General features: G+C 64.7%; 7 protein-coding genes and 1 tRNA gene. 2 read left to right on the forward strand and 6 right to left on the reverse strand.

The window, feature by feature from the left end; all coding sequences use genetic code 11:
- Positions 1 to 17 precede the first annotated feature (17 nt).
- Positions 18 to 1,634, forward strand: a complete 1,617-nt coding sequence (locus tag SBA_RS06965) for an NAD(P)/FAD-dependent oxidoreductase (protein ID WP_261936339.1) — start codon at positions 18 to 20, stop codon at positions 1,632 to 1,634.
- Between the two features lie 58 nt (positions 1,635 to 1,692).
- On the forward strand, positions 1,693 to 1,965 hold the full coding sequence (locus tag SBA_RS06970; RefSeq protein ID WP_224548760.1) for a hypothetical protein: 273 nt from the start codon (positions 1,693 to 1,695) through the stop codon (positions 1,963 to 1,965).
- 69 nt (positions 1,966 to 2,034) lie between these two features.
- Here the strand turns inward: SBA_RS06970 and SBA_RS06975 are convergent.
- From SBA_RS06975 to SBA_RS07000, 6 genes are all read right to left on the reverse strand, one after another.
- Positions 2,035 to 2,108 (reverse strand) — tRNA-Gln (locus SBA_RS06975).
- 242 nt (positions 2,109 to 2,350) lie between these two features.
- Entirely contained in the window at positions 2,351 to 6,637 is a 4,287-nt protein-coding gene (gene rpoC, locus SBA_RS06980) for a DNA-directed RNA polymerase subunit beta' (protein WP_261936340.1), read from the reverse strand.
- Between the two features lie 84 nt (positions 6,638 to 6,721).
- On the reverse strand, positions 6,722 to 10,885 hold the full coding sequence (rpoB, locus tag SBA_RS06985; RefSeq protein WP_224547374.1) for a DNA-directed RNA polymerase subunit beta: 4,164 nt from the start codon (positions 10,883 to 10,885) through the stop codon (positions 6,722 to 6,724).
- A gap of 330 nt (positions 10,886 to 11,215) precedes the next feature.
- Positions 11,216 to 12,553, reverse strand: coding sequence for a cell wall hydrolase (locus SBA_RS06990; RefSeq protein WP_261936341.1), 1,338 nt, complete (start codon positions 12,551 to 12,553; stop codon positions 11,216 to 11,218).
- 21 nt (positions 12,554 to 12,574) lie between these two features.
- The gene (cysK, locus tag SBA_RS06995) at positions 12,575 to 13,504 is read right to left on the reverse strand and encodes a cysteine synthase A (RefSeq protein ID WP_224547369.1); all 930 of its coding nucleotides are present in this window, start codon (positions 13,502 to 13,504) and stop codon (positions 12,575 to 12,577) included.
- On the reverse strand, positions 13,501 to 14,805 hold the full coding sequence (locus tag SBA_RS07000) for an MFS transporter (protein WP_261936342.1): 1,305 nt from the start codon (positions 14,803 to 14,805) through the stop codon (positions 13,501 to 13,503). Before SBA_RS07000 ends, cysK begins: the two co-directional genes overlap by 4 nt.
- Positions 14,806 to 14,853: the final 48 nt, after the last annotated feature.

The raw sequence follows: 14,853 nt of genomic DNA on the forward strand, positions 1-14,853 counted from the left end.
GCACTATGGGCGATGCCATGATCCGCCTGTCCGGCCTGAAATTGCCCCTCGACCATAGCGCCGAGGCGATGCCCGCCGCCATTTGCGACCGCCTCGGCCTGGAGCCGCACGAATTGCGCGGCCATAGCCTGGTGCGGCGCGGCAACGACGCGCGCCGCCGCTCCGCCATCCTGCTCGTCTACACGCTCGACGTCGATCTGGCGGACGAGGCGGCCGTGCTGGCGCGCTTCGCTGACGACCATGACGTCCGGCCGACGCCCGACACCGGCTATAAGTTCGTCACCCATGCCCCAGACGGCTGGCAGGGCAAGCGCCCGGTCGTCATCGGCGCGGGGCCGTGCGGCCTGTTTGCAGGACTGATCCTGGCGCAGATGGGCTTCCGCCCGATCATCCTCGATCGCGGCAAGGTGGTGCGCGAACGGACCAAGGACACATGGGATCTTTGGCGCCGTGCCGAGCTGAACCCCGACAGCAATGTCCAGTTCGGCGAGGGCGGGGCAGGCACCTTCTCCGACGGCAAGCTCTATTGCCGGGTGAAAGACCCGCGCTTCCTGGGCCGCAAGGTATTGGAGGAGTTCGTCGCCGCCGGTGCGCCCGACGACATTCTCTGGGAAGCCCATCCCCATATCGGCACGTTCCGGCTCGTCACCATGGTCGAGGCGATGCGCCGCCAGATCGAGGCACTGGGCGGCGAATATCGCTGGCAGCAGCGCGTCGACGATCTGGTGCTGGAACGCACGGGCACGGGCGAACAGCGCTTGCGCGGCCTCGTCCTCCACGACGGCAGCGTGATCGATACCGACCATGTCGTCCTGGCCGTCGGCCACAGCGCCCGACCCACCTTCGCCATGCTCCACGGCCGCGGCGTCCATATCGAAGCCAAGCCCTTTTCGATCGGCGTGCGGATCGAACATCCGCAAAGCTGGGTCGATCGCGCCCGCTACGGCCAATGCGCCGGCCATCCCGATCTGGGCGCAGCCTCCTACAGCCTCGCCCATCACTGCGCTAACGGCCGTACTGTCTATAGCTTCTGCATGTGTCCCGGCGGCCGCGTCGTCGCCGCTACCTCGGAAGAAGGGCGCGTCGTCACCAACGGCATGAGCCAATATAGCCGCGCCGAATTCAACGCCAATTCCGGCCTCGTCGTCGGCATCGATCCGGCGCGCGACTATCCCGACGGGCCGCTGGCCGGGATCGACCTGCAACGCCATTGGGAATCCATGGCCTATGTCGCGGGCGGCTCCTCCTACTGGGCGCCGGGCCAGACCGTGGGCGACTTCCTCGCCCGCCGCCCTTCGACACAATTAGGCGAGGTCGTGCCGTCCTATAAGCCGGGCGTGACCCCGACCGACCTGGCGCGCTGCCTGCCCGATTATGTGATCGAGGCGTTCCACGAAGCGCTGCCCGCCTTCGGCCGCCAGATCGCCCATTATGACCATCCCGACGCGGTGATGACGGGCGTGGAAACGCGCACCTCCTCGCCCATCCGCATCACCCGCGGCAAGGATTTCCAAAGCCTCAACGTCATCGGCCTCTATCCGGCGGGCGAGGGCGCGGGCTATGCCGGCGGCATCCTGTCCGCTGCGATCGACGGCATCAAGGTGGCGGAAGCGGTGGGCATTCAATTGGCATAAGCCGCCTGCGTCAGCGATGAAGCTTGACTGGCTCACATCCTTCCGCGACCTTCGGGCCATGACTCCGATCGAACGCGCCGCCCGCGCTCTATGCGCCCTTGATGGCCAGCCTGAAGACGCACCCGTCGCTGACGGGCTGATGTGGCACGGCTACATGCCCCAGGCGCTGGTGGTGATAGAAGCGCTACACGAGCCGAGCGCGCGGATGAGCGAAGCCGGAGCCGAACTCGTTCGCTATGTGAGTCCTGAACAGCCCCTGCCGGCGCATCAGGGGGATGCCGCCAATATATGGCGTATCATGATCGACGCGATGCGGAAGGACATACCCTGATCTGCCCATGAGCATGGCGCGCATATCGGCGCCTTTGCCATGTTGCGGCGTGACTATCTGGGGAAGTTTTGGATGCCCGACAAGGACTCGAACCTTGATTGACGGAGTCAGAGTCCGCTCTCTTACCATTAGAGGATCGGGCATCAGCCAAGCGCGTGTCTCGCTTGGGAGGCCGCAAATAAGCGCGGTTCTGGCGATGGTCAAGAGGTTTGTGACACGGATCGACCCACTTTTTGAAAGTCGGGCGACCGATTTTTCCCCGCAAAAAGAAAGCCCGCCGGCACGCATGGCGCGTCCGGCGGGCACGGTCTTCTCTCCCTTGCGGGAGCGAAGGGCATGGGAGCCACCGCCTATATAGGAAGCGGCTCCCGCAGTTTCAAAGGGCTTATTCGCCGTCGCTCTTCAGCAGGTAATCGCCCGCGTCCGCATCGGTGCCATGGGTTTCCCCTTCGACAGCGGCCAGCGGATCGTTGCCGATCGCTGCTTCCGGACCCTGCGCCAGTTCGGCCGCACGTTCGGCTGCGGCCGACTTGGGGGCGATCAGATCGACCTGGCTCGAAGCGCGCAGCGCGGCCCGCAACGCCGCGTCACGCGACGAGGCGGCGACGCGCAGGCGGTTCATGCCCGCACCGGTACCTGCCGGGATCAGGCGGCCGACGATGACGTTCTCCTTCAGGCCGACCAGCGTGTCCTTCTTGCCCTGGACCGCCGCTTCCGTGAGGACGCGGGTGGTTTCCTGGAAGGACGCCGCCGAGATGAACGAACGGGTCTGCAGCGACGCCTTGGTGATGCCGAGCAGCACCGGCTTGCCCGCCGCGGGCGCGAAGCCCGCTGCCAGCTTGCTGTTGATCTCGTCCATTTCCTCGCGGTCGATCTGCTCGCCCACCAGCAGGGTGGTGTCGCCGGACTCGATGATCTCGACCTTTTGCAGCATCTGACGAACGATCGTTTCGATGTGCTTGTCGTTGATCTTCACGCCCTGCAAGCGATAGACTTCCTGGATTTCGGCGACCAGATATTCGGCCAGCGGCTCGATGCCGAGCACTTCCAGAATGTCGTGCGGATCGGGCGAACCGCCGATCAGGTTGTCGCCGCGCTTCACGAAGTCGCCTTCCTGAACGTCGATCACCTTGCTCTTGGGGATCAGATATTCGACCGGCTCGCCGCCATCTTCGGGATTGATGGCGATCTTACGCTTCGCCTTGTAATCCTTCAGGAACTGGACGCGGCCCGACACCTTGGCAATGATCGCATTGTCCTTGGGCTTGCGGGCTTCGAACAGCTCGGCGACGCGCGGCAGACCACCGGTGATGTCGCGGGTCTTGGCCGCTTCGCGGCTGACACGCGCCAGCACGTCACCGGCCTGCACCTGGGCGCCATCGTCGACCGACAGCGTCGCACCCACTGCCAGCATATAGCGGGCGGCTTCGCCGGACTGATCGTCCAGCAGGGTCAGGCGCGGGCGAAGGTCTTCCTTGGTGCGGGCGGCACCACGATGTTCCGTCACGACGCGCTGGGCGATACCGGTGGCTTCGTCGGTCTGTTCGGTCAGCGTCTTGCTGTCGATCAGATCGACATATTTCACGATACCCGGCTTTTCCGTGATCACCGGCATGGTGAACGGATCCCACTCGGCGAACCGCTCGCCCTTCTTCACGGCGTCGCCATCGGCAAACAGGATGGTGGCGCCATAAGGCAGGCGATGGGTTTCGCGCTCGCGGCCTTCGCTGTCGATGATTGCGATCTCGCCGTTGCGGGCGAGCGACAGGCGACGGCCATGCTTGTCGGTGATGGTCGGCATGTCACGCAGTTCGATCGTGCCGTCCGCCATCGATTCCAGGTTCGACGTTTCGTTGAAGTTCGCCGCGCCGCCGATGTGGAAGGTACGCATGGTGAGCTGCGTGCCCGGCTCGCCGATGGACTGCGCCGCGATGACGCCGACCGCTTCGCCGATATTCACCGGCGTACCGCGGGCAAGGTCACGGCCGTAGCATTTGCCGCACACGCCCATCCGGCTTTCGCAGATCAGGGGTGAGCGGATCTTGACGGCCTGGGTGCCGATCGCTTCGATCTTGGCGATCATCGGTTCGTCCAGCAGGGTGCCGATCGGGATGACGATGCTGCCATCCTTGCTGTCGACGATGTCCTGCGCCGTGGTGCGGCCCAGGATGCGCTCGCCGAGCGAAGCGATGACGGAACCGCCCTGGACGATCGCCTTCATCTCCAGCGCCTTTTCGGTGCCGCAATCTTCCTCGACGATGGTGCAGTCCTGCGACACGTCGACCAGACGGCGGGTCAGGTAACCCGAGTTCGCCGTCTTGAGCGCCGTATCCGCCAGGCCCTTGCGCGCGCCGTGGGTGGAGTTGAAATATTCAAGAACGGTCAGGCCTTCCTTGAAGTTCGAGATGATCGGCGTTTCGATGATCTCGCCCGACGGCTTGGCCATCAGGCCACGCATGCCGGCGAGCTGCTTCATCTGGGCCTGCGAACCACGCGCACCGGAATGCGCCATCATGTAGATCGAGTTGATCTGCGCGAGGCGGCCGGTCTGCGGGTCCTTGGGCTGGGCCTTGATCTCGTCCATCATGGCGTTCGCGACCTGGTCGCCGCAACGGCTCCAGGCGTCGATCACCTTGTTGTACTTTTCCTGCTGGGTGATCAGGCCGTCCTGATATTGCTGCTCGTAATCGGCCACCAGCGCCTTGGTTTCGGCGACGGTGCCTTCCTTCGAGTCCGGGATCACCATGTCGTCCTTGCCGAACGAGATGCCGGCCTGGAACGCGTGGCGGAAGCCCAGGCTCATGATGGCGTCGGCGAACAGCACCGTGTCCTTCTGGCCGGTGTGGCGATAGACCTCGTCGATCACGTCGCCCACATCCTTCTTGGTCAGCAGGCGGTTGACGACGTCGAACGGCACCTTGTGCGACTTGGGCAGGCATTCGCCCAGCAGCATCCGGCCCGGCGTAGTCTCGTAGCGCTTGAGATAGGCGTTGCCCGCCTCGTCGGTCTGCGGCACGCGACTGATGACCTTGGAATGCAGCGTCACCGACTGGGTGAAGAGGGCCTGATGGACCTCCTGCATGTCGGACAGCAACATGCCTTCGCCCGGCTCGCCTTCGCGTTCCATCGACAGATAATAGATGCCCAGCACCATGTCCTGCGACGGCACGATGATCGGCTTGCCGTTGGCGGGCGAGAGGATGTTGTTGGTCGACATCATCAGCACGCGCGCTTCCAGCTGGGCCTCAAGGCTCAGCGGAACGTGGACGGCCATCTGGTCACCGTCGAAGTCGGCGTTGAAGGCCGAGCAGACCAGCGGGTGAAGCTGGATCGCCTTGCCTTCGATCAGCACGGGTTCGAACGCCTGGATGCCCAGACGGTGCAGCGTCGGCGCGCGGTTCAGCATGACCGGATGTTCGCGGATCACTTCGTCCAGGATATCCCAGACTTCCTTGCGCTCCTTCTCGACCCACTTCTTGGCCTGCTTCAGGGTCATGGACAGACCCTTGGCGTCGAGGCGGGCGTAGATGAAGGGCTTGAACAGTTCGAGCGCCATCTTCTTGGGCAGGCCGCACTGATGCAGCTTCAGCTCAGGACCGGTCACGATGACCGAACGACCCGAATAGTCGACGCGCTTGCCGAGCAGGTTCTGGCGGAAGCGGCCCTGCTTGCCCTTGAGCATGTCGGACAGCGACTTGAGCGGACGCTTGTTCGCGCCGGTGATGACGCGACCACGACGGCCATTGTCGAACAGGGCGTCGACGGCTTCCTGCAACATGCGCTTTTCGTTGCGGACGATGATGTCCGGCGCGCGCAGTTCCATCAGCCGCTTCAGGCGGTTGTTGCGGTTGATGACGCGGCGATACAGGTCGTTCAGATCCGACGTCGCGAAGCGGCCGCCGTCCAGCGGCACAAGCGGGCGCAGTTCGGGCGGAATCACGGGGACGACGTCCAGGATCATCCATTCGGGGCGGTTGCCCGATTCCAGGAAGCTCTCGACGACCTTCAGGCGCTTGATGATCTTCTTGGGCTTCAGTTCCGACTTGGTGACGGCCAGCTCGTCCAGCAGCGCCTGCTTCTCGCCTTCCAGGTCGAGATCCATCAGCATCTGCTTGACCGCTTCCGCGCCGATGCCGGCGGAGAAGGCGTCTTCGCCATATTCGTCCTGCGCGTCGAGCAGTTCGTCTTCGTTCAGAAGCTGGAACTTTTCGAGCGGGGTCAGGCCCGGCTCGGTGACGATATAGGATTCGAAATAGAGGACGCGCTCAAGCTGCTTGAGCTGCATGTCGAGCAGCAGGCCGATGCGCGAGGGCAGCGACTTGAGGAACCAGATGTGCGCGACCGGGGCGGCCAGCTCGATATGGCCCATGCGCTCGCGGCGCACCTTGCTCACCGTGACTTCGACACCGCACTTTTCGCAGACGATGCCCTTGTACTTCATGCGCTTATACTTGCCGCACAGGCATTCATAATCCTTGATCGGACCGAAGATGCGCGCGCAGAACAGGCCGTCACGCTCGGGCTTGAACGTGCGGTAGTTGATGGTTTCCGGCTTCTTGATCTCGCCGAAGGACCAGGACCGGATGCGTTCGGGCGAGGCAAGGCCGATCTGGATCTGGTCGAAGGTTTCCGGCTTCTGGACCGGGTTCGCGAAGTTGGTCAGTTCATTCATAATATCAGTCCCTCTAGAGGGTAAATGTCCGGGCGAAGAAGGGGAGCGGGCACTGTCTTCGGGAGACAGCGCCCATAGAGTCCCTTATTCTGCCGCCTGCGCGAAGCCGTCGTCGTCGGGCACCTCGTCCATCGTGGCGAGTTCGACGTTGAGGCCCAGCGAGCGCATTTCCTTGACCAGCACGTTGAAGCTTTCGGGAATACCGGCCTCGAACGTGTCGTCACCCTTGACGATCGCCTCATAGACCTTGGTGCGGCCGACCACGTCGTCCGACTTCACCGTCAGCATTTCCTGCAACGTATAGGCCGCGCCATAGGCCTGGAGCGCCCAGACCTCCATTTCACCGAAGCGCTGGCCACCGAACTGCGCCTTACCACCCAGCGGCTGCTGCGTGACAAGCGAGTAGGGGCCGATCGAACGGGCATGGATCTTGTCATCGACCAGGTGATGCAGCTTCAGCATGTAGATGATGCCCACGGTCACCTTGCGGTCGAACCGATCGCCGGTGCGGCCGTCATACAGGTCCGACTGGCCCGAAGTGTGCAGGCCGGCCAGCGACAGCATCGCAGACACGTCCGCTTCGCGGGCGCCGTCGAACACCGGCGTCGCCATCGGGATGCCCCGCTGGAGATGCTCGGCCAGATCGATGATCTGCTCGGGCGAGCGTGCTTCGATCTGCTCGGCATAGCGCGGACCATAAGAGGTCAGCAGCCGTTCCTTGACCGCGTCGGGCATGTCGCCCGCCGACGGGTTCGGATTGGCCTCGCGCCAGTCTTCCAGCGCGTGCTTGAGCTGCTGGCCAAGGCCGCGGGCAGCCCAGCCCAGATGCGTTTCGAAGATCTGCCCGACGTTCATGCGTGACGGCACGCCCAGCGGGTTCAGCACGATGTCGACATGGGTGCCGTCTTCCAGGAACGGCATGTCCTCGACCGGCAGGATGCGCGAGATGACGCCCTTGTTGCCGTGACGGCCGGCCATCTTGTCGCCCGGCTGCAGCTTGCGCTTCACCGCGACGAACACCTTGACCATCTTCAGCACGCCCGGCGGCAGTTCGTCACCACGCTGGAGCTTGTCGACGCGATCCTCGAACTTGTCGACGATCGACTTCACCGCTTCGTCATACTGACCCTTGATCGCCTCGATCTGGGCCTGGCGGCTGTCGTCCTCGACCGCGAATTTCCACCACTCGTGACGCTCGACTTCGGCCAGCAGGGCCTCGTCGATCACGACACCCTTCTTGACCCCCTTGGGAGCCGCAGACGCGATCTGCGTCAGCAGCATTTCGTGCAGCCGGTTGAAGGTGGCGCGGTTGAGGATGGCGCGTTCGTCCTCGCGATCCTTGGCGAGGCGGTCGATTTCCTCCCGCTCGATCGCCATGGCGCGCTCGTCCTTGTCGATGCCATGACGGTTGAAGACGCGGACTTCCACGACGGTCCCGGCAACGCCCGGCGGCAGGCGCAGCGACGTGTCGCGCACGTCGGACGCCTTTTCGCCGAAGATCGCACGCAGCAGCTTCTCTTCCGGGGTCATCGGCGATTCACCCTTGGGGGTGATCTTGCCGACCAATATGTCGCCCGGCTCCACTTCGGCGCCGATGTAAACGATGCCCGCCTCGTCGAGGTTGCGCAGCGCTTCTTCACCGACATTGGGAATGTCGCGGGTGATGTCCTCCGGCCCCAGCTTGGTGTCGCGGGCCATGACCTCGAACTCCTCGATATGGATCGAGGTGAAGACGTCGTCCTTCACGATCCGTTCGGAGATCAGGATGGAGTCTTCGTAGTTATAGCCGTTCCAGGGCATGAACGCGACGAGCGTGTTCCGGCCCAGCGCCAGCTCGCCGAACTCGGTCGACGGGCCATCGGCGATGACGTCGCCGGCTTCGATCAGGTCGCCCACCTTCACCAGCGGACGCTGGTTGATGCACGTGTCCTGGTTGGAACGCTGGAACTTCTGGAGCGTGTAGATGTCGACGCCCGACTGACCGGCTTCGATGTCGCCGGTCGCGCGGATGACGATACGGGTCGCGTCGACCTGATCGACGATGCCCGCCCGCTTGGACGCGACGGCCGCGCCGGAGTCACGGGCGACCGTGCCTTCCATGCCGGTGCCGACGAACGGCGCTTCGGCCCGTACCAGAGGCACGGCCTGACGCTGCATGTTCGAACCCATGAGGGCGCGGTTCGCGTCATCATTTTCCAGGAACGGAATGAGCGATGCGGCGACCGACACCAGCTGCTTGGGGCTGACGTCCATCAGGGTGATGTGATCGCGGGGCGCCATCAGGAATTCGCCGGCTTCGCGCGAGGAGATCAGATCCTCGACGAAATGACCGTCGGCATTCACTTCGGCGTTGGCCTGCGCGATCGTGTGCTTGGCCTCTTCCATCGCCGACAGATAGACGACGTCATCGGTGACCTTGTTGTCCACGACCTTGCGGTACGGGGTTTCGATGAAGCCGTACTTGTTGACGCGGCTGAACGTCGCGAGGCTGTTGATCAGGCCGATGTTCGGGCCTTCAGGCGTTTCGATCGGGCAGATGCGGCCATAGTGCGTCGGGTGAACGTCGCGGACTTCGAAGCCTGCGCGCTCGCGCGTCAGACCGCCCGGCCCAAGCGCCGACACGCGGCGCTTGTGGGTGACTTCCGACAGCGGGTTGGTCTGATCCATGAACTGCGACAGCTGCGACGAGCCGAAGAATTCACGCACCGCGGCCACGGCGGGCTTCGCGTTGATCAGGTCGTTGGGCATCACGGTCGACACGTCGACGGACGACATGCGTTCCTTGACAGCGCGTTCCATGCGCAGCAGGCCGACGCGATACTGGTTTTCCAGCAGTTCGCCGACGGAACGGACGCGACGGTTGCCGAGGTTATCGATATCGTCGATTTCGCCCTTGCCGTCCTTCAGGTTCACCAGTTCCTTGACCACGGCGAGGATGTCCTCGACGCGCAGGGTGGTGACCGTGTCCTCGGCATCGAGGTCGAGGCGCATGTTGAGCTTCACGCGGCCCACGGCCGACAGGTCGTAGCGCTCCGGATCGAAGAACAGACCGGCGAACAGCGCTTCGGCGGTTTCCTTCGTCGGCGGTTCGCCAGGACGCATGACGCGATAAATGTCGCTCAGCGCCTGATCGCGATCCTCGGCCTTGTCGGCCTTGAGCGTGTTGCGGATCCAGGGACCGGTGCCGACATGGTCGATGTCCAGCAGTTCCAGGCGGTCGATGCCCGCCTTGTCCAGCTTTTCGAGATTTTCAGGCGACACTTCGTCGCCGGCCTCGATATAGATTTCGCCGGTGCTCTCGTTGATGAGGTCATAGGCGCTGTAGCGGCCATAGACTTCCTCGGTCGGGATCAGCAGCGTTTCCAGGCCGTCCTTTTCCGCCTTGTTGGCGGCGCGCGGCGAAATCTTGGTGCCGGCGGGGAAGATCGCTTCACCGGTCTTCGCATCGACGATGTCGAAGGCGGGCTTCAGGCCGCGCCAGGCTTCGGCGAGATAGGGGATCACCCAACCGCCTTCGCCGCGGACATAGGTCACCTTGTTGTAGAATTCGCCCAGGATATCTTCCGGCGTCAGGCCCAACGCGAACAGCAGCGCCGTGACCGGCAGCTTGCGCTTGCGGTCGATACGGACGTTGACGATGTCCTTGGCGTCGAATTCGAAGTCGAGCCACGAACCGCGATAGGGGATGACACGCGCGGCGAACAGATATTTGCCCGACGAGTGGGTCTTGCCACGGTCATGGTCGAACAGGACGCCCGGCGAACGGTGCATCTGCGACACGATGACGCGCTCTGTGCCGTTGACGATGAAGGTGCCGTTGCCCGTCATCAGGGGCATGTCGCCCATGTAGACGTCCTGCTCCTTGATATCCAGGACCGAACGGGTTTCGGTGTCCTGATCGACTTCGAATACGATCAGGCGCAGGGTAACGCGCATCGGCGCCGCATAGGTGATGCCGCGCTGACGGCATTCCTCGACGTCGTACTTGGGGTCTTCCAGCTCATAATGGACGAAGTCCATTTCGGCGGTGCCGGCGAAATCGCGGATCGGGAAGACGCTGCGCAGCGTCTTTTCCAGGCCCGACACATAGCCGATCGACGGGTCGGACCGGAGGAACTGTTCATAGCTCTCCCTCTGGACCTCGATCAGGTTGGGCATCTGCACCACTTCGTGGATGTCGCCGAACACCTTTCTGATGCGCTTCTTCGCGCCGGTGTTGCTGATCGGGGGGAGAGCTCTGGTCGCCATGCGTTGTCCTTGCCTTCATTCGTCGCGTTTTTCCGCATCCCAGCGAAAACTCAGTCCAAGCGCGATGGAATAGGGGGTGATTCGCACCCGCCAATCCACGCAAAAAAGTGCGGGCCGGGACTGTCCGATCCGCACTATCAGCACTTTGTGACCCGCCAAAATTCGCCCAATTCCGCCAGCTTCGCGCGCAATTCGAAGCCAGACCCCGAGCGATCCGGGGGACGGCCTATCCCGTTACGCACAGCGCAGAGGACGACCGGATTGCCGCCGATATAGGCGCTGGCGCCCGGTTTGTGAAGGGGGCAGGCAAGCCGCCAAAACGCCAAGCGTTCAAGGTGTCGCTGTTCTTGTCTCACCGGCGGGCGTGATCGGCGCGATCTTCACCGTTTCGAACCGCCCCTTGCGCCGGACACCGGCCAGCGCTTCGGTGGGCAGGGTGGGGACAATGGTCGGCAGGCGCTGGCGCATACATTCCCCCTTCGCCGTCCGCGGCGTCTGCGCGCAATTCCACAGCGCCCGCTGCAAGCCGCTGCCGGCGTTATGGATATAGGCGAAGCTCATCGTCGCCATCTGCGCGTCGCTGAGAGGCAGGCCCGCCGGTGCAGCGCCCTGTCGCCAGGCCATGATCCGGCATTCGGCGCGCCCCGCGCAGAAGGTCTGCGCCATCGCCGGCCAGCCATCCGCGCCGCCGCTGCCGGCGGGCAGTTCGACCAGGAAGCTCTTCGCCCCCGGCGCGATCGCGATCAGCCGAACTCCCGCCACCGTGCGCCCCAGCGAATCCGCGCCGATCGTCTGTTGCGGCCGGGCGGCGAGCGCTGCGGCAGCCTCCGCCGCCGCCACGGTCGGCGGCGGCATCAAGGGGGTATCCGTCCCACCCTGGTGCGCAGGCGAGAAGCGCGCGATCCGGCCGATCAGCGGCTCGCCCTTGTCCTCGCTCTGGCGGAAGGCGGGGGGCGTCCCCCACCAGCCGCGCCAGCGAAAGAAGAGGTGCGTGCCCACCGCCGCGATCTTGTCCAGGCTGCCGCTCCAGTATGGCACGACCCAGTCGGTATGATAATGGGTGGCGTGGCCGACCGGCTTGTAGACCTTGCCCGCCAGCGCGGCGCGGGCGATCTCGCGCGCGCGGCCCCAAGCGGCCTCGCCCGGCGTGCGGGTCAGCGCCCCGTCGCAACTGAAGGTGAACTGGCATCCGGTGCGCCGTTCCTGTCCCTGAAACACGACGCCGCAGACCGTCTTGGGGAAGGCGGGGTGGCGCACGCGGTTCAGCACCACCTGCGCCACCGCCTGTTCGCCCACGGCGTCGTCGCCCGCCTCGAAGATTTCCGCCGCCGCCAGGCAATCGGTCGCACGCGCCAGATCGGTTTCGGAGCCCGAAAAGCGGAAGGGCCGGGCGGCCGGGTTGGGATCTCGCGAAAAGGGGATGGTCGCGTTGAACGCCACCGCCTGGTCCCGCTCTAGCGCGAAGACCTCGACCGGCTCCACTGGTGGCGGCGGCGTGGTGGGGCGTTTCATCCGCCCGGCTTCGACCACGGCCATCCGGCGCGCGCCCGCGTCCGGCCGCGCCCGCGTGTCCCAGGCGGCGACCAGTGCGGGCAGGCCGACGAACAGGAGTGCCCAGACCAGCCACAGGAAAGGATGCGGCCGGGCCGGGGGAGGTAGGTCGGTCATGCCTCGCTTGCCGCCAATAGCCTATTCGGGCAGGAAGTCGGGCACCGACAGATAGCGTTCGCCGGTATCATAGTTGAAGCCCAGAACCCGGCTGCCCGCGGGCAGTTCCTTCAGCTTCTGCGCGATCGCCGCCAGCGTGCCGCCCGACGAGATGCCGACCAGCAGGCCTTCCTGCGTCGCGGCGCGGCGGGCATAGTCCTTGGCGTCGGCCGGATCGACCTGGATCACGCCGTCCAGCAACTGGGTGTGCAGGTTGGCCGGGATGAAGCCTGCGCCAATGCCCTGGATCGGGTGCGGGCCGGGCTGGCCGCCGCTGATGACCGGGGACAGGGTCGGTTCGACCGCGAAGATCTTGATCGCCGGCCACGCCTTTTTCAGCACTTCGGCCACGCCGGTGATGTGGCCGCCTGTGCCCACGCCGGTAATCAGCGCGTCGATCGGCGCGTCGGCGAAATCGGCCAGTATCTCCTGCGCCGTGGTGCGGACATGCACGTCGATATTGGCGGGATTTTCGAACTGCTGCGGCATCCAGCTACCCGGCGTCTGCGACACCAGTTCCAGCGCGCGTTCGATCGCGCCCTTCATGCCCTTTTCGCGCGGCGTCAGGTCGAAGCTGGCGCCATAGGCCAGCATCAGCCGGCGGCGCTCGATCGACATGCTTTCGGGCATGACCAGCACCAGCTTGTAACCCTTGACCGCCGCGACCATGGCCAGGCCCACGCCGGTATTGCCCGATGTCGGCTCGATGATGGTGCCGCCCGGCTGCAATTCGCCGCTGGCCTCGGCCGCTTCGATCATCGCCAGCGCGATACGGTCCTTGATCGACCCGCCGGGATTGGACCGTTCCGACTTGATCCACACTTCGGTGCCGGCGGGCGCATCGCCGAACAGCCGGTTGATGCGGACATGTGGCGTATTGCCGATGGTTTCGAGAATCGTGGCAGCTTTCATGGGTTTTTCTCCTGGCTGTTCTCTTCTCGCCCGATGTCGGGTGGATCGAAGCTTCGTGCAAGGCGCAATTCGGGAAAGAGTCGCGCCCAGAATAGGGTGATGATGATAGCACCGACGCCGCCGCCGATCACCGCCGCGACCGGGCCGACCAGCGCGGCGAGGAAGCCGGACTCCGCCTCGCCCAGTTCGTTGGAGGCAGAGATGGTAAGCTGCGACAGGCTGGACACCCGCCCGCGCATTGCATCGGGCGTGTGCAGCTGGACCAGCGACTGGCGCACGAATACCGACACCATGTCCGCGCCGCCCAGCACGACCAGCGACGCGATGCCCGCCTCGATCGCGATGCTGCGCGGCAAGAAGGCGGTGCAGCCGAAGGCGATGGTGGCCAGGCCGAACAGGATGACCGATCCCAGCATCTTCATGCCCACTTCGGTCTTCATCGGGCGGAAGGAGAACCAGAGCGCGGTGACCGCCGCGCCGATGCCGGGCGCGGCCGCCAGATGGCCCAGCCCGGCCGACCCCACATGCAATATGTCGCGGGCATAGACCGGCAGCAGCGCGGTCGCGCCCGCCAGCAGCACCGCGAACAGGTCCAGCGTGATCGTCGCCAGCACCAGCCGGTTGCCCTTCACATAAGTGAAGCCGTCGATCATTTGGCGCACGGGGTGGCGCGTCGTGTCGCGCGGCGGTTGCGGCACCGGGCCGATCAGCAGCATCGCGCCCAGCGCTACGCCATAGAGGATGGCCGCCAGCGCATAGGCGCCCCAAGGGGTGGCGGCATAGGCATAGCCGCCTACCGCCGGTCCCGCGATCATCCCGGCCTGCCACGAGACGCTGGAAATGGCGATAGCGGTGGGCAGCACGGCTGGTGGCACCAGATTGGGCGCCAGCGCGCCATAGGCCGGGCCGTTGAAGGCGCGGGCGATGCCCACGATCACGGCGATCCCGAAGATCAGCGGCAGGTTGACCCAGCCTTCATAGGTGGCGAAGGCAAGCAGCCCGGCCGCGATCGTCAGCAAGGTGAGCGTCAGCCGGGTGATGATCCGCCTGTCATAATGGTCGGCGACCCATCCGGTGACGGGTGTCAGGAAGAAAAGCGGCAGGAACTGCGCCAGCCCGATCAGGCCAAGCTGTGCGGAGGCGCCTGCCGTCGTCATTGTTTCGCGCGCGATATTATAGGCCTGCCACGCCAGCACGATCATCATGCTGTATTGCGCCAGCACGGCGCAAAGCCGTCCCGCGAGATAGGCCCGGAAATTGCCGAAATGCAGGGGGTGGCGGGGGGAGGGGGCAGCCGTCATGGCCACGGCTTTAGCGGCGCTTATATTGCCGAAGCAACAGGGGTGCGG

Origin of the sequence: Sphingomonas bisphenolicum, from assembly GCF_024349785.1 — a bacterium.
GTDB classification, from domain to species: domain Bacteria; phylum Pseudomonadota; class Alphaproteobacteria; order Sphingomonadales; family Sphingomonadaceae; genus Sphingobium; species Sphingobium bisphenolicum.